The following is a 20,904-nucleotide window of genomic DNA, read 5'->3' as shown; positions in this document are numbered from 1 at the left end:
AGTCAACTCCCTACCGAGGCATGTCCGAGCCGGCCTGGCCGATGCCGCCCGCGCCCTGCTTGTCCCCGGATTCGGTGTCGTCGGCGGTGGCCTTGAGGTTGTCGTCGATGTCACCGAGCGCTTTGACGACCTTCTTCAGGCTGTCCAGCACGCTGTCGCGGCCCTTGGTGTAGTCGCCGCCGAACTTCTGACCGGCCTCGTCGTTCCCCCAGCACTCGCCCTCGCCGTCCAAACTGGACTTGAGGGTGTTCAGGACCTGGTCGAGGTCGTCCCCGGCGTTGCCGATCTTCTTGCCGCCCGAGCGGATCTCCTCGGGCTGCATCCGCATCTTCCCGCTCATCGGCGGCCCCCTCGGCGGTTGCTCTCCCAGTCGTCGTCCCAGTCGTCGGGTGCGGCCTGCACCTGCGGAGCTGACGCGGCCCGGCCCGGTGTGGACTCCTCGCTGCGGCGCTGCGCGCGCTCGGCGGCCGGATCGGGCGGTGTGATGAACGGGCCGCTGTTGAGCAGGCCCTGCAGCGAGGGCATGCCGGGGATCTCGGGCACGTTGGAGGTGTCGGCCATCGGCGCGAACTCCGACTGCAACTGCCGCTGCGCGGTCCCGGACGCCTCGCGGATCACGCTGGTGATCGCCCGCGCCAGCTTCTCCGGGTTGGTGCGCTCGAACGCCTTGTCCGATAGGCGGACTTCCTGCACGGTCCCGGTCGCGTCGACCCGCACGCTGACCATGCCGTCGTCGGAGGTGACCTCGAAGGTCTGCTGCGCGGCGGTTTCCCGCTTCTCCTGGATGTCCGCGGTGCGCTTGCGCAGGTCGTCGAGCATGTCGTCGATCTGGTTCCGCAACGCGGCGTTCCGCGCCACCTTCTCGTCGCTCGACGCGTCGAAGTCCCGTCCAGACATGTCCAGCCTTCCCCCGGCTCAACGGTTCGTGCAGTGCGGCTTTCACGGCTTCGATCAGTTTGACGTGTGCTCGTTCGAGTCGGTGCCATCACGTAGCACAATGCGGCTGAACGATGCATTTCACTGGACTGGACGGTCTAGCGCTGTCCGGGTGGTTTCAGCCGGGAAGGGCGATTTTTCGGGTGATATCAGTCCGCGGCAGATGTCGGCGAGCTCTGCCAGCTCCGCCGATTGGCCCCGAGCGAAGTCCGGGGTGACCGGGGAGCCGTGGCCGGGGACGACGGTGGTGGGGCCCAGGGCGAGCAGGGCGTCCACTGCGGACGGCCAGTGCAGGGGGTGGGCGTCTTCGAAGTCCGGGGGAGCGCCTTGTTCGACGAGGTCGCCGGCGAAGACGACTGCGGTGTCGGGGATCTCGACCACCAGGTCGTGGTCGGTGTGCCCGGGACCGAAGTGGTGCAGTCGCACCGGACGGTCGCCGAGGTCCAGGGAGGCGGTGTCGGTGACGAGGTGGTCCGGTGGCGCCGGGGACGAGGCCGCCAGGGCGTCGGCCGTGTCGGGATCGCCCTGCGCGCGGTAGTGCTCGACCCAGTGTTGTCGCTGGTCAACGGCAGCGCGGGCGAGGAAATCCGGGCATCGGGCGTGCGCGCGGACCGGTGCCGGGAGGAACGCGGAGGTGCCGAAGCAGTGGTCGAAGTGGCCGTGGGTGAGCGCGATCTGCAGGGGTAGCCGGGTGATCGAGCGGACCGCTTCCGCCAGCTCGGCGCCTTGCCGGTGGTCGCCGCGGGTGTCGATCACCAGCGCGGACTCCTCGCCGACGACCAGGCCCGTGGTGAGGTCGAGCTCGGTGTGGCGGCGGGCGAAAACCCGCTGCGCCACCTCGATCCACGCGTTGCTCACGGGTGAAGCGTAATGCGGGCGCGAGGTGGTCTCTGGGAGACTTCGCAGATGCGCCTCTACGCCGCCCTCACCGCGCTGGCCGCGACTGCCATCGGTGCCGGCGTGCTGTTCTTCGCCAACAGCGCCCTGTCCCCGGTGCTCATCGGCGGACCGGGCTCGACCTGCCCCGAGCCCGACTGCGCGCTGGGCGCCGGGCTGTGGCTGATCGCAGGTGCGATCGCGGTGGTGCTGGTCGCGTTCCTCGCCGGATTCCTCCGGCCCGCCGAGCGGCCGGTCCGCCGGGGCTTGTGGATCGCGCTGTGGTGCACGGTGATCTACCTGCTCGAATCGGTTGTGGTCTGGATCCTCATCTGAGGCTCCCCGGGCAGGGGTGTCGCGGCCCGTGTGCTTGACTTTTCTCCCGCGCACAACGACTTCGGGAGGACGGGTTTGCCGGAGGGCCACACGCTGCACCGGCTCGCCGGGGTGCACCAGGAGCTGTTCGCGGGCACCGCGGTCCGGGTCAGCAGCCCGCAGGGGCGCTTCGCCTCCAGCGCGTCGTCGCTGGACGGGGCCGTGTTCGAGCGGGCCGAGGCGCACGGCAAGCACCTGTTCCACTTCTACGGCGCCGACCGGGTCGTGCACGTCCACCTCGGCCTCTACGGCACGTTCACCGAGAACGAGCTGCCGGTCACCGAACCGCGCGGCCAGGTGCGGATGCGCGTCGTCGGCCCCACGCACTTCACCGACCTGCGCGGACCCACCAGGTGCGAACTGCTCACCCCCGACGAGGTCGCGGTCGTCCGGGATCGGCTGGGACCGGACCCGCTGCGCGTGGACGCCGACCCCGAGCGCGCGTGGGCGCGGATCTCGAAGTCGCGCACCAGCATCGCCGCGCTGCTGATGGACCAGAAGGTCCTAGCAGGCGTCGGCAACGTCTACCGCGCCGAAGTCCTGTTCCGGCACGGCATCCCGCCCATGACGCCCGGCCGGAGCCTGGGCCGCCCGCGCTGGGAGCTCATCTGGGCAGACCTGGTGGAACTCATGGCCGACGGCGTCAAGGTCGGCCGCATCGACACCGTCCGCCCCGAACACCTCCCCGAGGCCACCGGCCGCGACCCGCGCCAGGACCGCCACGGAGGCGAGGTCTACGTCTACCGCCGAGCGGGAATGCCCTGCCTGATCTGCGGAGACGAGGTCCTCACCACGGAACTCGCCGCCCGCAAGCTCTACTGGTGCCCCACCTGCCAACCAGGGTGACCTCGTCAACGCGAGTGAAACTCCTCTCCCGCCCGCTCGGTAATCTGGATCACGAGTCGATTCCCCGGCGGGAGGGGTGGCGGCGTGGACGACGAGTCGTTCGGACGGATCCTGCGGCGCTACCGCGCGACGTCGGGGCTGACGCAGCCGCAACTGGCGGGGAAGGTCCACGTGGACCAATCGGCCGTGTCCCGGTGGGAGAACGACCGCGCTGTTCCCCCGAGGGAGGTCATCGATCGCCTGGACGAGGTGTTGCACGGTGGCGGGCACCTGGTCCGCGCGGCCTTCCCGGCTGCCCCCGCACACCTCCCGCCCAACGAACAACCCGTGACCGGCGACTACGTCGATGAGCTGCGTGCGAGCATCGCGCACTTGGTGCAGCTCGACGGCAGGAACGGGGGTGCCGAACTCGTTCCGATGGCGGCCCGCATGTTCCAGGGCGCGTCCGCTCGCCTGGCCGCGGGCAAGTTCCCGGAATCACTCGAAGCGGATTTCACCGCCACTGTCGCGGAGCTCGGCGAAGTGGCCGGATGGCTCGCCTTCGAGGGCGGCATGTGGCGTGCCATCGGGCGGCCAGGAAAAGCCGTGGACTGCTACGCCGCCGCGCTGGAAAGGATACCGGACCGCTACCGGTGGGCGTCCTTCCTGGGCGGGGCGAGTCTCGTCTCCGCGCTGGTGGAGGTTCGCGCGTGGTCGGAAGCGGAACGCGCGGCGACGCAGGTCGCGAGCTTGGCAGCGGAAGTCACATCTGCCCGCGCGAGCATGCGACTGCGCGAGGCGGCCAGCACCGCGAGACGCCTCCGCGCTCCCCACGGCCTCGAAGGCCTGCTCACCGCCCTGGCTTCCTCGTGAGTGCTGTTCGGGCCATGCGTGAGCCATGCGCATTGCCCGCATCGCCTCCACCCGGAGCGCGCGGGCAACGAAGGGATGTGCATGAACAGCGACTACGGCTCACATCCGTCAGCGCAGGTCGGTTCGCGATCTGAACGGCACTTCTGGCTTCCGGTGCCGAACCGCGGTCGGTCGGGCGGGACCCGCCACGCCTTCCGCGGAGCTCGTTGGGACGGCCAGCGCGCCGCTCTCCCCGTGTGCGGCTAGCACGTTGCCCTCGCCCAGCCCAGCGAGCTGGACTGGATCTCCTTCCCGACCTGTGTGACCTGCAACGAAACCCTCAGGGGAGAAGGCTGAGCCGACCGGATCAGGTCGGCGATGACGCTGCTCCCGTGGTCGGCGCGTCGTGCCCGGACTGCGCGGTGGTGGGCTCAGAAGCCGAAGCCTCCCATGTCGAAGCCGTCGCCGCCCATCCCGCCGTCGTTGAAGGTGTTCGGGTCGCCGCCGGCGCCATCGCCGGCTCCGGTTCCGTCGGCGAAGCCGTCGGCGTAGGCGGCTTCGGCGGGGACGGTGGCCATGCCGATGAACATCACCGACATCAGCGCGTACGAGCCCGCCGTCCACATGCCCGCTGCCATCGCCGGCTTCCACCACGGGTCGCTGTACCAGCCCTGCGGGACGGGCTTCCCGGCGACCGTGCCGCCGGGGTAGTAGTGCGGGGTGCGTTCGCTCGGGTTCGGCGAGGCCACCTGGGTCTGGCCGTCGACCTCGACCTCGCGCTCCTCGCTGACGCGGCCCGCGTAGCGCTGGCCGGACAGCACGGGCAGCTCGGGCCCCGGGTCCAGGTCCATCGCGATGCGCGCGGCGCGCACGTAGTAGAGACCCTCCATCGCCGACTCCGACGTCAGCCGGGCCTGCGTGGCGGTCGTGGCCTGCTCGAGCTGGGTGAGCGCGGCTCCGTGCCGCTCGGCCGCGTCGGCCAGGGCTTGCTTGGCGGCCTCGTTGGTGCCGATGAGGTTGAGGACCTGGCCGCCCAGCCGCTCCACCCAGCGGCGAGCCTCGGCCTTGTCGTCCTCCAGCTGCTTGCGCCGGTGGGACAGGACCTTCTGCCGGGACCACCACACGGCGGCGCCCAGCACGACTAGCGCGATCAGCAGAACTACGAGTGCACTGGTCATCCCTGCCTCCTGGGGGACGCCGATGCTTCCGACGGTACCCGCGTCGAGCGGGTGCTAGAAGGCGTCGGGGCAGCTGGGTGCGCGATCCGTCGCGAGCGCGCGCGACGCCGCGGTGAGCGCGCCCGGCTCCAGCTCGCGGACCCGCCCGGCGGCGGCGAGCTGGCTCAGCGTGGTTCCGCCCAGGTAGGCCGCGGCCAGGTCCGCCACGTCCAGCGCCACCTGCGCCGGGGCGGTGGTGCACTCGCCGCTGAGCCGCCAGCGGCCGCTGTTCCACGGGCAGAACGCGTCGGTGACCTCCAGGACGACGTCGTCCGGGCCGTTGAGCTCGCGGGCGGCCAGCGCGGCGCGCACGTCGACCAGCCGCAGCCACAGGCCGTCGACGATGCGCTGGTCGACGGCGCGCGGATCGGCCAGCAGGTGAACGATCGGCTCGTCGATGGCGGCCTTGCCCCAGTGCAGCTCGCGGACCAGGTCGAACTCCAGCAGGTAGCGCCACAGCGCGGCGTAGGCCTGCGGGGTCTCGGCCATCAGGTGGGTGATCTCCAGCCGGTAGTCCGGGCCGCGATCGGTCCACTTCGTCTCCGGCCGGTAGATCACGTGGCCTTCGGGGTGCAGCGCGTAGCGCGGCGGTTGACGGCCGTTGCGGGACCGGCGCATCAGCTCCAGCGCCTCCCACGACCCGTCGGCCCGCCCGGTCCAGCCGACCCGGTTCGCGGCGATCCGGGCGTGCTGCTGCTGGATGACCGGCAGCGCGCGGTCGCGCTCGACCTCGCGCACCGGGCGGTCGTCGACCTCGACACCGGTCCGGAAACCGGGCTTGCCCGACAGGGAGAGGTGGTTCTCGAACGAGGCCATGCCGTAGCCGAAGCGGCCGTAGATGGCGCCCTCGGAGGCGTACAGCGCGGCCAGCGCGACACCGGATTCGCGCAGGTCGTCGAGCTGCTCGCGGATCAGCGAGGTCAGCACGCCGCGACGGCGGTGACCGGGCTTGACGCCGACGAGCGTGACCCCGGCCAGCCGGGAGTGGTGCCCGCCGGGCAGCGTGATCGTGAGGTCGTAGTGACCGGCGGTGCCGATCATCTCGGCGTCGTCGAACACGCCCAAGGCCGTGACGAACGGGGCGATCGGGCGGAGCCGGGCCACGTCGGCCTCGGAATCCTCCAGGAACGCGGCCCCGAACACGGCCGGGAACTCGTCCTGCTCGCCGGCGTCGAGCTTCCTCGCTTCAAGATTCCCCATGAAGCATTGGTACCGCGCGACCGGACCCGAAGCGACCGGTTTTCAGCCGCCCAGCGGGACCTCGGCGATCGTCTCCCACTCCGTGCTGGAGTGGTCGCGACTCATCTTGACCAGCGACAACGACGAGACCTTCGCGGTGGCCGACTCGACGATGGTCGCCTGCAGGGTGGCGATGGCGAAGATCGCCGGGCCGTCGGTGGTGGAGTGGGCGAGGCTGACGTGCTTGTCGATGTCCTCGGGCTCCGACGGGACCGAATCCAGCACCTCGGAGGTGGCCTCGCGGACGGCGGCCCGCAGTTCGAGCACGCTGGACTGCGGTTCGGCGGGCAGCGCCAGCGACTCGGGCAGCACGACCGCGTGGTGGAACGCCAGCGTCAGCGGCATGACCTCGGCCAGCTTCGGCCGGGCGGCCTCCAGCAGCGGTTCGATGCGCGAGGAGTCCACCTCATCGGTGAAGCCGATCTCCTGCACCAGGATGTGCATCCATTCCAGCGGGACCAGGTCGAAACCGGGCAGATCGCGCAGCGCGTACTGGTAGTCGTTGACCAGTTTGCGCAGCCCGGGCTGGTCGGCCAGCGGCAACACCCAGGCGTAGCCGGTGCGGCCGGCGTGCCAGTCGGTGCGCCAGCGGGTGTGGTTGCGAACCTGATCGGCATGTGGCATGTCGGTCACCCCTCACATAGTGCCCGGACGTGTCCGGAAGTGGGGCGCGCTTGACCTATCTCACGGTTTCGACGGCTCGGGTTCACCCTGCCGTGCGGCGGCTTTTGGGCGGTCGAGACTGGCCGCGGCATCGGCGTCGCGCACCCGCAATGCCAGCACAATACCCAGCACCGCGAAGGCCACCGAGACCAGGAACGCTCCGTGGAAGGCGCCCAGCTGGGCGTCGGCCACCATCGCAGGCACGGTGGGGTCCACAGTGGATTGGTTGTGCTGCATGAGCACGGTGAGCACGGTCGCGACGACCGCGGTGCCCAGCGCGGTGGCGACCTGGCGGGTGACGTTGAACATGGAGCTGGCCATGCCCATCGCCGGACCGGACACCGCCGCGAACGTGGCCGTCTGCACCGGCGTCATCAGCAGGCCCATCGCCACGCCCTGGGTGGCCAGCATGAGGCCGAGCGCCCACAGCGGCGTGGACAGGTTCTGCAGCTGCAGCAACCCGCCGATGATCAGCTGCACGCCGAAGCCGGCCAGCACCAGCCGCTTGGGTCCGATGCGGCCGTAGACCCGGCTGACGACCTGCGTGGTCGCCAGCATCGCGATGGCCTGCGGCATCATCGTCAGCCCTGCGAACATCGGCGACACCCCGCGCAGCGTCTGCAGGTAGAGCGGGATGAGGAACAGCACGCCGAACATCGCGCCGGTCATGCACAGCAGCAGCAGGTTGCCGGTGCCGAACAGCCGGTCGGCCAGCAGCCGCAGGTCCAGCATCGGCGACTTCACCGCCAGCTCGCGCCACACGAGACCGCCGATGAGCAGCACGGACGCCACCAGGCTCAGCCACACCGAGGGCTCGGTCCAGCCGACCTGCGACCCCTGGTCCAGGCCCACCAGCAGCGTGGCCAGGCCGGCGCCGGCCAGCACGAAGCCCGGCAGGTCGAAGCGGCCGGGATCGCGGGTCGTCTCCTCCTCGAGGAACAGGATCGTGAACAGCAGCGCGAGCGCACCGACCGGCAGGTTGATGAAGAAGATCCACCGCCAGCTCGCGTACTCCACGAGCACGCCGCCGAGCAGCGGTCCCAGCATCGGGGCGACGGTGATCGGGATGGACAGCACCGCTCCGGCCTTGGCGCGCTCGTTGGCGGGGAAGGCGCGGAACATCATCGCCTGCCCGACGGGCACGAGCATGCCGCCACCCACGCCCTGCAGGATGCGCGAGCCGACGAGCATCTCCATCGAGGTCGCCAGCCCGCACAGCATCGAGGCCAGGGTGAAGATGATCACCGCGGCCTGGAAGGTCTTCTTGCTGCCGAAGCGGTCGGCGATCCAGCCCGACGAGGGGATGAACACGGCGAGGCTGATCATGTAGCCGGTCAGCACCCACTGCAGCTGGGCGGGCTCGGCCTGGAATTCGCGGCCCAACGTGGCCAGCGCCACGTTGAGGATCGTGACGTCCAGGATCTGCATGATCAGCGCCAGCACGAATGTGATGCCGACCAGCCACTTGTACTCGAGCCGCCGCACGAAACCCCCTGGATGAAGACCGGAAACCCCTTCAGCATCCCGCACCCCGCGGCAATCCCCAAAACGATTTTGCCGCCGGTCACAGGCGTCTCACGAGCGTGCGAACGCACCACGGGAAAGGGGTCGGACAAAGAAGGAGGGCGGAGATCCCGGCTGGTCCACCGGGGTCTCCGCCCTGCTCGGAGCGGGCGACGGGAATCGAACCCGCGTAGCCAGTTTGGAAGACTGGGGCTCTACCATTGAGCTACGCCCGCGTGCCGGTTTCACCTGGTCCTCGCGAGGTTGCCGCGGTCCGTTGGTGACCTTGCGTGCCCTAGCTTAACCGGTCGCGATAGGCTCTTCGCAACGCACCCGGTGATTCCCGGGTGCGCCGCACGTCGGACGGGGTGTGGCGCAGGTTGGTAGCGCACTCGCTTTGGGTGCGAGGGGTCGTGGGTTCAAATCCCGCCACCCCGACGTGTCGGCCGGCCGCTCGCAGCTTTCGCGAGTGGCCGGTTTCGCTTTTCACCGGACCACCTCGGGAGTGATCCCCGCCGCACGGGGCGGTGGGGGTTGGTAACGACCTGGTGAACCGGTCCGATTTCCCCTGCGTGCGAGATGCGATTCGAACCGGACCCGGTGTTCAGCGGTCCGCCGCCGTGGTGTGCGCGGCGTTGTGCGCCGCCGTGGTGGCGCTGATCGCCGTCTCGCTGTGGGTGCCGGGCCCGCCGGTCGCTCCGGCCTCGTCCCCGGCGGCGGGCATCGTCACCGCGGTGACGCCGACGGACCTCGGCGTTCCGCCCGTTCGCTGAGCGGGTATGAGCCCCTTGTCGCAACCCCGGGCCGTGTGCCCGGGCGGGAAGCAATAGACTCGGTGGTCAGCCCGGCATTGGACGTGGTGTTTGGCCGCGCCCTCAGCTAGCGCCGGGGAATCAAGCACGTTCGCACTAGGAGACCACGTGAAGAGCACCGTCGAGCACCTGAGCCCGACGCGCGTCCGGATCAACGTCGAGGTGCCGTTCGACGAGCTCAAGCCGAACTTCGACCGCGCGTACAAGGCACTCGCCCAGCAGGTCCGCATCCCCGGCTTCCGGCCGGGCAAGGTCCCGGCGCGGGTGCTGGAGAGCCGCATCGGTCGTGGGCCCGTGCTCGACGAGGTCGTCAACGAGGCGGTTCCGGCCAAGTACCTGGAGGCTGTCAACAGCGACGAGCTGCGCACCCTCGGGCGCCCGGACATCGAGGTGACCAAGATCGAGGACGGCGCGGAGATCGCGTTCACCGCCGAGGTCGACGTCCGCCCCGAGATCACCGTGCCCGCATTCGGCGAGCTGTCGGTGAGCGTCGACGACGTCGAGGTCGCGGAAGAGGACGTCAACGAGCAGCTGGACTCGCTGCGCGCTCGTTTCGGCACCCTCGCCGGCGTTGACCGCCCCGCGCAGGAGGGCGACTTCCTGAGCATCGACCTGTCGGCCACGGTCGACGGTGAAGAGGTCGAGGACGCCCAGACCTCCGGCCTGTCGTACGAGATCGGCTCGGGCCAGCTCGTCGAGGGCATCGACGACGCGGTGACCGGCGCGACCGAGGGCGAGACCAAGACCTTCACCACCAAGCTGGTGGCCGGCGAGCACGCGGGCAAGGACGCCGAGGTCTCGGTCAAGGTGAACTCCATCAAGGAGCGCCAGCTGCCGGAGGCCGACGACGAGTTCGCGCAGATGGCCAGCGAGTTCGACACGATCGACGAGCTGATCGCCGACCTGCGCGAGCGCCTCGCCCGGGTCAAGAAGATGGAGCAGGGCATGCAGGCCCGGGACAAGGTCCTGGACGTGCTCCTGGAGACCGTCGAGGTCCCGCTGCCGGAGAAGGTCGTCGAGCAGGAGATCGAGGTGCGCCAGCACGACGCGGTGCACCCGTTCGACCACGACGAGAAGGCCTTCGAGGCTTGGCTCGAGACGCAGGACAAGACTCGCGAGCAGTTCGACACCGAGACCCGCGAAGAGGCCGAGAAGGCCGTCCGCACCCAGCTGGTGCTGGACACCATCGCCGATGAAGAGGGCGTGTCGGTCTCGGACGAAGAGCTGACGCAGCGGATCATCTACCAGGCGCAGCGCTTCGGCATGAGCCCCGACCAGTTCGTCCAGCAGGCCCAGGAGTCGGGCCAGATCGGCGCGCTGTTCGCCGACGTCCGCCGCAGCAAGGCGCTGTTCTCGGTGGTCCGCCAGGCCACCGTGACGGACGGGTCGGGCAACACCCTGGACATGGACGAGCTGTTCGGTCCGCAGGAGGGCGAGGAAACCCCCGAGGTCGTCGAGGGCGAGGCCACCGAGGAGAAGGCCGAGTCCGCCAAGTCGGAGTGACCCGGCTCTCGTCGAACAACTTGATACGCATGCTCTAAGCGAACGTGGGCGGTACTGGGAAGCTGGTGCCGTCCACGTTCGTTAGGGTCAGTTGTAGCGGATCACCCGAGTAGGGAAGCAGGACATCACCTGCGGTCGCCGAGGACACCCGGTGGTTCGTCGGGTCCACTTTGGAAGGACGCGGCGGACTCCCGGAAGACCCGACCGACCAGGGTGGACAAGGGCCCAATGTGGGAGAAGGCAGGGGAGACGTGACGCAGCACCTGACTGTTCCGGCGTCCGATGCGCAGGCGCCGTCCATGCGGACGAGCACGAACGGACTCTCGCTCAACGACTCGGTTTACGAGCGGCTGCTGCGGGAGCGGATCATCGTCCTGGGCTCCCAGGTCGAGGAGAACATCTCGAACCAGATCTGCTCGCAGCTGCTGCTGCTCGCGGCCGAGGACCCGGACCGGGACATCTCGCTGTACATCAACTCGCCGGGCGGTTCGGTCACGGCGGGCATGGCGATCTACGACACGATGGAGCTGATCAAGCCCGACGTCGCCACCGTGGCGATGGGCATGGCGGCCTCGATGGGGCAGTTCCTGCTCTCGGCGGGAGCCAAGGGCAAGCGCTTCGCGCTGCCGCACGCGCGGATCATGATGCACCAGCCTTCCGCCGGCCTCGGTGGTACTGCGGCGGACATCGCCATCCAGGCGAAGATGTTCACCAAGCACAAGGAGGAGATGGCGGGCCTGATCGCCGGGCAGACGGGCAAGTCCGTCGAGACGATCATGACCGACTTCGACCGGGACCGGTGGTTCACCGCCGAGGAGGCTCGCGACTACGGGCTCGTGGACTACGTGGCGAGCGCGGCGAACCTGCCGACCAGCTGATCACCCTCCCGCACCCGGACCTAGTTACGAGGAGTCACCCGTCGTGAACCCTTACCAGTCTCTTCAGTCCCGGTACGTGCTGCCGTCGTTCGTCGAGCGCACCGCGTACGGGGTCAAGGAGTCCAACCCGTACAACAAGCTGTTCGAGGAGCGCATCGTGTTCCTCGGCGTCCAGGTCGACGACGCCTCGGCCAACGACGTGATGGCGCAGCTGCTGTTCCTCGAGTCCGACGACCCGGACCGCGAGATCCAGATGTACATCAACTCCCCCGGTGGCTCGTTCACCGCGATGATGGCCATCTACGACACCATCCAGTACGTGCGTCCCGACGTGCGCACCATCTGCCTGGGCCAGGCGGCCTCGGCGGCGGCGGTGCTGCTGGCCGCGGGCACCGAGGGCAAGCGCCAGGCGCTGCCGAACTCCCGCGTGCTGATCCACCAGCCGTCCGTGGAGGGCATCTACGGTCAGGTCTCCGACCTGGAGATCCAGGCCAACGAGGTGCAGCGGATGCGCGACCTGATGGAGTCCTCGCTGGCCAAGCACACCAAGCGTTCCAAGGAGCAGGTGCACGAGGACGTCGACCGCGACAAGATCCTCACCGCTGAGCAGGCCAAGGAGTACGGCATCATCGACGAGGTCGTGCCGTACCGGAAGCTGTCGGCGCAGCAGTCCTGACGTGGCGTTTCCCGGGGGCCTGCGGGTCCCCGGGAAACGTTCCGGCAGCGTGAGTTCCGGTCTGCGGTCCTGCGTCGCACGGGCGCCACGCCCGGCCACCGGGACCGCGACACGCCGAACGCGACGCTGGTCACAGCGCGCACGGCGATGGCGGACACTGTGAGTCTCCCCGAACGCGGGGAACGACAGGTACCGTCGGAGGCACATACGGTCAGGCACGCTATTCGGAGGGCGTGCCGGAGGGGACGGGGTCAGCGGTCATGGCACGTATCGGTGACGGCGGCGACCTGCTGAAGTGCTCCTTCTGCGGGAAGAGCCAGAAGCAGGTGAAAAAACTCATCGCCGGCCCCGGCGTGTACATCTGCGATGAGTGCATCGATCTCTGCAACGAGATCATCGAGGAGGAACTGGCCGAGGCCGGTGAGGTCAAGCTCGACGAGCTGCCCAAGCCGGCGGAGATCCACGAGTTCCTCGACCAGTACGTCATCGGGCAGGATCCGGCGAAGCGCAACCTCTCGGTCGCGGTCTACAACCACTACAAGCGCATCCAGGCCGGTGAGCGGCGCGAGGCGCGTGGTGAAGAGGCCGTCGAGCTGGCCAAGTCCAACATCCTGATGCTCGGCCCGACGGGCTGCGGCAAGACCTACCTGGCCCAGACGTTGGCCAAGATGCTCAACGTGCCCTTCGCGATCGCCGACGCCACGGCGCTGACCGAAGCGGGCTACGTGGGCGAGGACGTCGAGAACATCCTGCTCAAGCTGATCCAGGCGGCCGACTACGACGTCAAGCGCGCCGAGACCGGCATCATCTACATCGACGAGGTCGACAAGATCGCCCGCAAGAGCGAGAACCCGTCGATCACCCGCGACGTCTCCGGTGAGGGCGTCCAGCAGGCGCTGCTGAAGATCCTGGAGGGCACCACCGCGAGCGTTCCGCCGCAGGGCGGCCGAAAGCACCCGCACCAGGAGTTCATCCAGATCGACACGACGAACGTGCTGTTCATCGTGGCCGGCGCGTTCGCCGGGCTGGAGAAGATCGTCGAGGAGCGGGTCGGCAAGCACAGCGTCGGCTTCGGCGCCGAGCTGCGGTCCAAGACCGAGATCGACACGGCGGACCACTTCTCCGACGTCATGCCCGAGGACCTGATCAAGTACGGCTTGATCCCGGAGTTCATCGGCCGGCTGCCCACGGTGGCCAGCGTGACCAACCTCGACAAGCCGTCGCTGGTGCGGATCCTCACCGAGCCGCGCAACGCGCTGGTGAAGCAGTACAAGCGGTTGTTCGAGATGGACAACGTGGAGCTGGAGTTCACCAAGACGGCGCTGGAGGCCATCGCCGACCAGGCGATCCTGCGGGGCACCGGGGCGCGCGGACTGCGCGCGATCCTGGAGGAGGTCCTGCTGCCGGTCATGTACGACATCCCGAGCCGCTCGGACGTGGCGAAGGTCGTGATCACCGAGCAGACCGTGCGGGAGAACGTCAACCCCACGATCGTGGCCCGTCAGGCATCGCGTCGGGAGCGCCGCGAGAAGTCCGCCTGAGCTGTCGCTTCGCAAGCACCCCGTGGCCGGATCGGCGCGGGGTGCTTTTGCGCGACGTCACACGATGCGGTCATTCCGGTCAAGTGCCGGGCACCCGGTGCCACGTCCTGCGGTGCTGAGGTGAATAGTTGATATTGGATGGGTGGCAACGACGAGTCCGGGAGTGCCCGCCATGAGCGAGTTGCGTGTTCTGCTGATTCACGGGATGACCGGCGCCGGTCCCTGGCACTGGCAGCACTGGCTGGCGGGGCAGCTCCGGGATCAGGGGGTCCAGGTCGACGCGCCGGTGCTGCCCGACCCGGCCCGACCTGACCTGCGACGTCGGCTTCCGGTGCTGCGCGAGCGCCTGGCCGCCGTACCACCCGAGGCGGAGCTGGTGGTGGCCGCGCACTCGTGCGGGGTCGGCCTGTGGCTGCACCACGCCGCCACCATCGGCCTCGACGACCGCCGCGCGGACCGGGTCCTGCTGGTGGCCCCGCCGGATGCCGAGTGGGATCACCCGGACGCCCGCGAGGTCGCCCCGTACCCGGCCGACGCGACGTCCCTGCGCCGCGCGGCGGGCATGACCCGCCTGGTCGCGGGCACCGGCGACGCCTACCTCCCGATGCACCGCGCCCACGCGCTGGCCGAGGACCTGCAGGTCGAGATGGACGTGATCCTCGACGGCGGCCACCTCAACACCGACGCCGGCTACGGCCCCTGGCCCTCGGTCCTGCGCTGGACCCTCTACGGCACGGTCCCGCTCCACGACCGCTTCGACACCGACGCCTACACCGCAGGCCGCTCCCAAGAGCAACTCCGCCTGGTCTGACCGGTTTCCGATTTCAATGGAAGTCGAGTTCCGGATTTCAATGGAAATCGGAGTCCTGATTTCCATTGAAATCGGGTTCGACCCGGTGGGGCGTGGTCGGAGGGGTCAGGTGTGGAGGTGGCCGCCGATGAAGTCGACGAGCTCGGGGAGGGCCTTGCGGAAGTAGGTCTTGTTGTGGCGGCCCGGGCTCGTCGAGGCGTAGGTGGGGTTGGCGAGGCGGATGAACCGTCGAGTGCCCTCGATGAAGCGGTCACCGTTGCCGCACCAGACGCCGATCGGCAGGTCACCGAGGGTGTGGATGTGGCGGAGCGGGTCGATGGCGCGCCACTCCGCCTCGTCGGTGAAGGCGCGCCGCTTGCGCATCTCTCGCCAGCTGGTCAGCAGCGCGGGGGCGACCGCGCCGGCGGCCTGCAGCGGATCGCCGATCTCGCGGCGCCGCCGCGCGTAGACCAGGGCGCCGAAACCGCCCATCGAGATGCCCGCGGCCGCGATCGGTTCGCCCAGGCCGCGTTCGCTCAGCCACTCCGGGACCTCGTCGAGGAGCATGCTCATCGCGTCGTCGCCGGGACGGCGGTGCCAGTAGTTGTTCGGACCACCGTCCACGGCGAGCAGGGTGAACGGCGGGACCCGCCCGGCCGCAACGGAGTTCGACAGCCACCCGGGCAGGCCGCTGACGGAGTCCAGCGCGTCGCCGAACCGCCCGTGCAGCATCAGGCACACCGGAAGCCCGTGCGGCGACATCCCCCTCGGATGGATGGCGACCATGTCCACGGTCTGCTTGCGCGCGTGCGAGTAGATCCGCTCCAGCGAGACGTTGGTGGCCAGCGAGACGCGCTGCTCGACGGGCCTGCTCGCGCTGTCGGTGCTCAGCCCGAAGCCGGCCGCCGCGAGCCCGGCGACCCCCGAGGTCAGCAGTGCGCGCCTCGACAGCGCGCGGCCGATCGATCTTCGGTGCGGCAATCCACTCCTCCTCGAACACCTGCTGCGATCATCCCAAGTCCGGCGGGTGTTCGTCACGCGGTTTCAGCGATGGTGACGCGCTCGGCTCCCGTGTAGACGTTCATCGAGGACCCGCGCAGGAAACCGACCAGCGTCATGCCCTGCTCCTCGGCCAGGTCCACCGCCAGCGACGAGGGAGCCGAGACCGCGGACAGCATCGGCACGCCCGCCATCGCGGCCTTCTGCACCAGTTCGAACGAGGCCCTGCCGGAGACCATCAGGACGCATCCGGTCAGCGGCACGCGGCGTTCCAGCAGGGCCCAGCCCAGGACTTTGTCGACGGCGTTGTGCCTGCCCACGTCCTCGCGCACGGCCAGCAGCTCCCCGCGCGCGCCGAACAGCCCGGCCGCGTGCAGACCGCCGGTGGAGTCGAAGACGCGCTGGGCCGAGCGCAGCGCGTCGGGCAGTCCGATGAGGGTGGTGCTGTCGACGCTCATCGGGTCGGCGGCGGGGGAGTGGCGGGTGCGCAGCTTGACCGAGTCCAGCGCGGCCTTGCCGCACACCCCGCACGAGGAGGTCGTGTAGAAGTTGCGCTCCACCGAGGCGTCCGGCATCGGAACACCTGGGGCCAGCGCGACGTCGAGCACGTTGTAGGTGTTGCGGCCGTCGGGGCCGGGGCTGTCGCAGTAGCGGGCGGTGGCCAGCTGCTCGGGGTCGCCGATGACGCCCTCGGTCAGCAGGAAGCCGTGCGCCAGTTCGACGTCGTGACCGGGCGTGCGCATGGTCACCGACAGCGGCTTGCCGTTGACCCGGATCTCCAGCGGTTCTTCGGCTGCCAGGGTGTCCGGCCTGGTCCGGTGGCCGTTCTCGGCGATCCGCAGCACCGGCCGCCGCACCGTGACACGTCCCATCACGCCTCCTCGGAACTTTGTTTCAAGTTGAAAGAGATTCCTCGTTCCGGGTCGTCGTCAACAGTATGCTCGGCGCGCTGATCAACGTCGCGAAGCCGGGAGGCCCAATGGTTTCAGGGCTGCTTTCACCCAGTCGAATCGTCGCTCCACCGGATTGGAGCAGGTGGCTGATCCCACCGGCAGCGCTGGCGGTGCACCTGTCGATCGGGCAGGTCTACGCGTGGAGCGTGTTCAAGCCACCGCTGGAGGACGCGCTCGGGCTGTCCGGAACCCTGAGCGCCCTGCCGTTCCAGCTGGGCATCGTGATGCTGGGGCTGTCGGCCGCGCTGGGCGGCACGCTGGTGGAGAAGCGCGGCCCGCGCTGGGCCATGACGGTCTCGGCGACCTGCTTCTCGCTGGGATTCCTGATCTCCTCGCTGGGCGTGGCGCTGGGCCTGTACTGGCTGGTGGTGCTCGGCTACGGCTTCGTGGGCGGCATCGGCCTGGGCATCGGCTACATCTCGCCGGTGTCGACGCTGATGAAGTGGTTCCCGGACCGGCCCGGCATGGCCACCGGCATCGCCATCATGGGCTTCGGCGGCGGTGCGCTGATCGCTTCTCCGTGGTCGACGCAGATGCTGGACTCCTTCGGCGAGGACCGCTCCGGCATCGCGCAGACCTTCCTGGTGCACGGCGTGGTCTACGCGGTGTTCATGTCGCTGGGCGCGCTGCTGGTGCGGGTTCCGCCGCCGGGCTGGAAGCCCAGGTCGATGCCCGCGCAGATCGCCAAGCCGATGATCACCACGGCGGAGGTCACCGCTAGCAACGCCATCCGCACCCCGCAGTTCTGGCTGCTGTGGGTGATCCTGTGCTGCAACGTCACCGCGGGCATCGGCATCCTGGAGAAGGCCTCGCCGATGATCGTGGGCTTCTTCGCGGGCAGCTCGACGCCGGTGGCCACCGGCGCGGCGGCCGGTTTCGTGGCGCTGCTGTCGCTGACGAACATGGCCGGGCGGTTCGTCTGGTCGTCCACATCGGACGTGGTGGGGCGCAAGAACATCTACCGCCTCTACCTGGGCGGAGGAACCCTGCTGTACCTGGGGATCCTGCTGTTCGGTGCGACCGGGGTCCCGATGTTCGTGCTGTGCGCGATCCTGATCCTGTCGTTCTACGGCGGCGGTTTCGCGACCGCGCCGGCGTACCTGAAGGACCTGTTCGGCAGCCTGCAGGTGGGCGCGATCCACGGCCGGTTGCTCACCGCGTGGTCGGTGGCGGGCGTGCTCGGGCCGCTGATCGTCAACGCCGTCGCCGACGCCCAGGAGGCGAGCGGCGCTCAGGGGCCCGACCTGTACGCGGCCTCGCTCTACATCATGATCGGCCTGCTGGTCGTGGGCTTCATCGCCAACGAGCTGATCCGGCCGGTCAACCCGAAGTTCCACGAACCGGCGAAGGGAGGAGACAAGTGACGACCGTGAACCGCCAAGTCCTCCTGGTCATCGCCTGGCTCTGGGTGGGCGTCCCGTTCCTCTACGGCCTCTACGAGCTCATCACCAAGGTCACCAAGCTGTTCACCGGCTGACCTCGGACGCAGCGGGAGGGCGCGGCTCGTCGAGTCGCGCCCTCCCGCGTGCCGGGCGTCACGTACCCGCTGCTCGTGGCCGGTGGTATGCCCGGCGAAACCGCCGTTCGGCCACTCGTAGAATCCGACGCGTGACACAGACCCACGCAGCCGCAGCCAACCGTGAACTCCCGTCGACCTGGAACCCGGCCGACGTAGAGGCCGAGCTGTACGAGCGCTGGGTAGCCGCCGAGTACTTCACCGCCGACGCGAACAGCGACAAGCCGCCGTTCTCGATCGTCATCCCGCCGCCGAACGTCACCGGCAGCCTGCACATCGGCCACGCCTTCGAGCACACCTTGATGGACGTCCTCACCCGGCGCCGCCGGATGCAGGGCTACGAGGCGCTGTGGCTGCCGGGCATGGACCACGCCAGCATCGCCGTGCAGGCGCTGGTCGAGAAGCAGTTGCGCGAGGAGGGCATCGACCACCGCGAGCTGGGCCGCGAGAAGTTCCTGGAGCGCGTCTGGCAGTGGAAGGAGAAGCACGGCGGGGCGATCCTGTCGCAGATGCGTCGCCTCGGCGACAGCGTCGACTGGTCCCGCGAGCGCTTCACGATGGACGACGGGCTGTCCCGCGCCGTCCAGACGATCTTCAAGAACCTCTACGACGACGGCCTGATCTACCGCGCCGAGCGCCTGGTCAACTGGTCGCCGGAGATGCGCACCGCGATCTCCGACATCGAGGTGGAGCACAAGGAGGTCGAGGGCGAGCTCGTCTCCATGCGCTACGGCGACGGCGACGCCTCGATCGTGGTGGCGACCACGCGCGTCGAGACGATGCTCGGTGACACCGCCATCGCGGTGCACCCCGATGACGAGCGCTACGAGCACATGGTCGGCACCGAGATCGAGCTGCCGCTGACCGGCCGCAAGATCCCGATCGTGCCGGACGAGCACGTCGACCCCGAGTTCGGCACCGGCGCGGTCAAGGTGACCCCGGCGCACGACGCGAACGACTTCGAGATCGGCAAGCGGCACGACCTGCCGATGCTGACGATCATGGACGAGCAGGGCCGCATCGCCCACACCGGCACCCGCTTCGACGGCATGGACCGCTTCGAGGCCCGGGTGGCGGTGCGCGAGGCGCTGCGCGAGCAGGACCGCATCGTCGCCGAGAAGCGGCCCTACCTGCACAGCGTCGGCCACAGCTCGCGCTCCAAGGAGCCGATCGAGCCGCGGCTGTCGCTGCAGTGGTTCGTCAAGGTCGGCCCGCTGGCCCAGGCCGCCGGTGACGCCGTCCGCGACGGCCGGGTCGCCGTGCACCCGCCGGAGATGGCCAAGCGCTACTTCGACTGGGTCGACAACCTGCACGACTGGGCCATCTCGCGGCAGCTGTGGTGGGGCCACCGGATCCCGATCTGGTACGGCCCCAACGGCGAGGTCGTGTGCGTCGGACCGGACGAGGAGCCGCCGTCGGGCGATGGCTGGCACCAGGACGAGGACGTCCTCGACACCTGGTTCTCCTCGGGCCTGTGGCCGTTCTCCACGATGGGCTGGCCGGACGAGACCCCGGACCTGGCGAAGTTCTACCCGACGTCCGTGCTGGTCACCGGCTACGACATCCTCTTCTTCTGGGTCGTCCGGATGATGATGATGGGCCTGTACGCGATGAAGGACCGGGACCCGGCCGAGGCCATCCCGTTCAAGACCATCGCGCTGCACGGCATGGTCCGCGACGCGCACGGCAAGAAGATGTCGAAGTCCGCGGGCAACACCGTCGATCCGATCGAGTGGATGGACACCTACGGCACCGACGCGCTGCGGTTCACGCTGGCGCGCGGCGCGAACCCGGGCACCGATTCGCCGATCAGCGAGGAGTGGGTCTCGGCGTCGCGCAGCTTCGGCACGAAGCTGTTCAACGCCACCAAGTTCGCGCTGATGAACGGCGCCCGCGTGCCGTCGTCGGAGCTGGACCGCGCGGCGCTGACCGACGCCGACCGGTGGATCCTCGACCGCGCCGACGCGCTGGTGTCGTTCGTGGACGAGATGCTGGAGGACTACCAGTTCGCCAAGGCCACCGAGGCGCTCTACCACTTCACGTGGGACGAGTTCTGCGACTGGTACTTGGAGCTGTCCAAGGTCCAGTTCGACGGCACCGAGGAGCGCGCCGAGCTGACCCGGCAGGTGCTGGGCCAGGTGCTCGACACGCTGCTGCGGCTGCTGCACCCGACCATCCCGTTCCTCACCGAGACCCTGTGGACGGCGCTGACCGGCCGCGAGTCCGTGGTGATCGCCGACTGGCCGAAGCCCACCGGCGCGGAGGCCGACAGCGGCGCGGCCGAGCGGATCGCGGCGACCCAGAAGCTGATCACCGAGATCCGCCGGTTCCGCTCCGACCAGGGCCTCAAGCCCGGCCAGAAGGTCGCGGCGCGGCTCAGCGGGGTCGAGGAGCTGGGCCTGGCCGAGCACGTCCCCGCGGTGCGCTCGCTGGCCAAGGTCACCGAGCCGGAGGACGGCTTCACCTCGTCGGCCTCCATCGAGGTCGGCCTGGCCGAGGGCACGGTGACCGTGGAGCTCGACCTGTCGGGCGCGATCGACGTCGAGGCCGAGCGCAAGCGCCTGGCCAAGGACCTCGCCGCGGCCGAGAAGGAGCTCACCGGCGCCGACAAGAAGCTCGGCAACGAGTCGTTCCTCGCCAAGGCCCCGGCCGAGGTGGTGGACAAGATCAAGGCTCGTCGGGAGACCGCGGAGGCCGACATCGCCCGCATCACCGCGCGCCTGGAAGCCCTCCCGCAGGGCTGACGCGAT

The 20,904-nt window shown here is 69.3% G+C and carries 20 protein-coding genes and 2 tRNA genes; 12 read left to right on the top strand and 10 right to left on the bottom strand.

Annotated elements, in window-relative coordinates; translation table 11 throughout:
• Nucleotides 1-10 precede the first annotated feature (10 nt).
• The 3 genes from R4I43_RS11315 to R4I43_RS11305 form a co-directional block, all read right to left on the bottom strand.
• Entirely contained in the window at nt 11-340 is a 330-nt protein-coding gene (locus R4I43_RS11315) for a WXG100 family type VII secretion target (protein ID WP_324265530.1), read from the bottom strand.
• Nucleotides 337-897 carry a YbaB/EbfC family nucleoid-associated protein gene (locus R4I43_RS11310; RefSeq protein WP_324265529.1) on the bottom strand — a complete coding sequence of 187 codons (561 nt, stop codon included), beginning with the start codon at nt 895-897 and terminating at the stop codon, nt 337-339. The genes R4I43_RS11315 and R4I43_RS11310 overlap by 4 nt, the downstream gene beginning before the upstream one ends.
• 120 nt (nt 898-1,017) lie before the next feature.
• Nucleotides 1,018-1,794, bottom strand: coding sequence for an MBL fold metallo-hydrolase (locus R4I43_RS11305; RefSeq protein WP_324265528.1), 777 nt, complete (start codon nt 1,792-1,794; stop codon nt 1,018-1,020).
• 48 nt (nt 1,795-1,842) lie between these two features.
• Here R4I43_RS11305 and R4I43_RS11300 point away from each other — a divergent pair, with 48 nt between their 5' ends.
• The 3 genes from R4I43_RS11300 to R4I43_RS11290 all read left to right on the top strand — a co-directional run bounded on the left by R4I43_RS11300 (nt 1,843) and on the right by R4I43_RS11290 (nt 3,885).
• Nucleotides 1,843-2,148, top strand: a complete 306-nt coding sequence (locus tag R4I43_RS11300; protein ID WP_324265527.1) for a hypothetical protein — start codon at nt 1,843-1,845, stop codon at nt 2,146-2,148.
• Between the two features lie 75 nt (nt 2,149-2,223).
• Nucleotides 2,224-3,033, top strand: coding sequence for an Fpg/Nei family DNA glycosylase (locus R4I43_RS11295; protein ID WP_324265526.1), 810 nt, complete (start codon nt 2,224-2,226; stop codon nt 3,031-3,033).
• A gap of 84 nt (nt 3,034-3,117) precedes the next feature.
• Nucleotides 3,118-3,885 carry a helix-turn-helix domain-containing protein gene (locus R4I43_RS11290; RefSeq protein WP_324265525.1) on the top strand — a complete coding sequence of 256 codons (768 nt, stop codon included), beginning with the start codon at nt 3,118-3,120 and terminating at the stop codon, nt 3,883-3,885.
• A gap of 410 nt (nt 3,886-4,295) precedes the next feature.
• Here R4I43_RS11290 and R4I43_RS11285 read toward each other — a convergent pair whose 3' ends face one another.
• The 5 genes from R4I43_RS11285 to R4I43_RS11265 form a co-directional block, all read right to left on the bottom strand.
• Nucleotides 4,296-5,042: a hypothetical protein gene (locus R4I43_RS11285; RefSeq protein ID WP_324265524.1), complete on the bottom strand. Its 747-nt coding sequence runs from the start codon at nt 5,040-5,042 to the stop codon at nt 4,296-4,298.
• A 54-nt stretch (nt 5,043-5,096) separates the two neighbouring features.
• Nucleotides 5,097-6,281 (bottom strand): GNAT family N-acetyltransferase, encoded by a 1,185-nt coding sequence (locus R4I43_RS11280; RefSeq protein ID WP_324265523.1) that lies wholly within the window; start codon nt 6,279-6,281, stop codon nt 5,097-5,099.
• A gap of 42 nt (nt 6,282-6,323) precedes the next feature.
• The gene (locus tag R4I43_RS11275) at nt 6,324-6,944 is read right to left on the bottom strand and encodes a 2'-5' RNA ligase family protein (protein WP_324265522.1); all 621 of its coding nucleotides are present in this window, start codon (nt 6,942-6,944) and stop codon (nt 6,324-6,326) included.
• Between the two features lie 60 nt (nt 6,945-7,004).
• A complete protein-coding gene (locus R4I43_RS11270) occupies nt 7,005-8,468 on the bottom strand; it encodes an MDR family MFS transporter (RefSeq protein WP_324265521.1) in 1,464 nt (487 codons plus the stop codon).
• Between the two features lie 183 nt (nt 8,469-8,651).
• A tRNA-Gly gene (locus tag R4I43_RS11265) sits at nt 8,652-8,722 on the bottom strand.
• Between the two features lie 128 nt (nt 8,723-8,850).
• On the opposite strand from R4I43_RS11265, the gene R4I43_RS11260 reads away from it, so the two are divergent.
• The 6 genes from R4I43_RS11260 (at nt 8,851) to R4I43_RS11235 (ending at nt 14,707) form a co-directional block, all read left to right on the top strand.
• A tRNA-Pro gene (locus tag R4I43_RS11260) sits at nt 8,851-8,924 on the top strand.
• 482 nt (nt 8,925-9,406) lie between these two features.
• Complete coding sequence (tig, locus tag R4I43_RS11255) at nt 9,407-10,801, top strand: trigger factor (protein WP_324265520.1); 1,395 nt, start codon at nt 9,407-9,409, stop codon at nt 10,799-10,801.
• A 251-nt stretch (nt 10,802-11,052) separates the two neighbouring features.
• Nucleotides 11,053-11,679 carry a ClpP family protease gene (locus R4I43_RS11250; RefSeq protein WP_324265519.1) on the top strand — a complete coding sequence of 209 codons (627 nt, stop codon included), beginning with the start codon at nt 11,053-11,055 and terminating at the stop codon, nt 11,677-11,679.
• 43 nt (nt 11,680-11,722) lie between these two features.
• Nucleotides 11,723-12,355 (top strand): ATP-dependent Clp protease proteolytic subunit, encoded by a 633-nt coding sequence (locus R4I43_RS11245; protein WP_324265518.1) that lies wholly within the window; start codon nt 11,723-11,725, stop codon nt 12,353-12,355.
• 260 nt (nt 12,356-12,615) lie between these two features.
• Nucleotides 12,616-13,896 carry an ATP-dependent Clp protease ATP-binding subunit ClpX gene (clpX, locus tag R4I43_RS11240; RefSeq protein ID WP_324265517.1) on the top strand — a complete coding sequence of 427 codons (1,281 nt, stop codon included), beginning with the start codon at nt 12,616-12,618 and terminating at the stop codon, nt 13,894-13,896.
• Between the two features lie 172 nt (nt 13,897-14,068).
• Nucleotides 14,069-14,707: an RBBP9/YdeN family alpha/beta hydrolase gene (locus R4I43_RS11235; RefSeq protein ID WP_324265516.1), complete on the top strand. Its 639-nt coding sequence runs from the start codon at nt 14,069-14,071 to the stop codon at nt 14,705-14,707.
• Between the two features lie 105 nt (nt 14,708-14,812).
• Here R4I43_RS11235 and R4I43_RS11230 read toward each other — a convergent pair whose 3' ends face one another.
• On the bottom strand, nt 14,813-15,667 hold the full coding sequence (locus R4I43_RS11230) for an alpha/beta hydrolase (RefSeq protein ID WP_324265515.1): 855 nt from the start codon (nt 15,665-15,667) through the stop codon (nt 14,813-14,815).
• 53 nt (nt 15,668-15,720) lie between these two features.
• Nucleotides 15,721-16,557 carry a formate dehydrogenase accessory sulfurtransferase FdhD gene (gene fdhD, locus R4I43_RS11225; RefSeq protein WP_324265514.1) on the bottom strand — a complete coding sequence of 279 codons (837 nt, stop codon included), beginning with the start codon at nt 16,555-16,557 and terminating at the stop codon, nt 15,721-15,723.
• 107 nt (nt 16,558-16,664) lie between these two features.
• On the opposite strand from fdhD, the gene R4I43_RS11220 reads away from it, so the two are divergent.
• The 3 genes from R4I43_RS11220 (at nt 16,665) to R4I43_RS11215 (ending at nt 20,898) form a co-directional block, all read left to right on the top strand.
• Nucleotides 16,665-18,002, top strand: coding sequence for an L-lactate MFS transporter (locus tag R4I43_RS11220; protein WP_324265513.1), 1,338 nt, complete (start codon nt 16,665-16,667; stop codon nt 18,000-18,002).
• Nucleotides 17,999-18,115, top strand: a complete 117-nt coding sequence (locus tag R4I43_RS34560) for an MFS transporter small subunit (protein WP_443706188.1) — start codon at nt 17,999-18,001, stop codon at nt 18,113-18,115. The genes R4I43_RS11220 and R4I43_RS34560 overlap by 4 nt, the downstream gene beginning before the upstream one ends.
• A 131-nt stretch (nt 18,116-18,246) precedes the next feature.
• On the top strand, nt 18,247-20,898 hold the full coding sequence (locus R4I43_RS11215) for a valine--tRNA ligase (protein ID WP_324265512.1): 2,652 nt from the start codon (nt 18,247-18,249) through the stop codon (nt 20,896-20,898).
• Nucleotides 20,899-20,904 lie beyond the last annotated feature (6 nt).

Source organism: Saccharopolyspora mangrovi (assembly GCF_035320975.1).
GTDB lineage: Bacteria > Actinomycetota > Actinomycetes > Mycobacteriales > Pseudonocardiaceae > Saccharopolyspora > Saccharopolyspora mangrovi.
The sequence above is the reverse complement of the archived record's forward strand: the minus strand, read 5'-3'. Positions and strand labels throughout refer to the sequence as shown.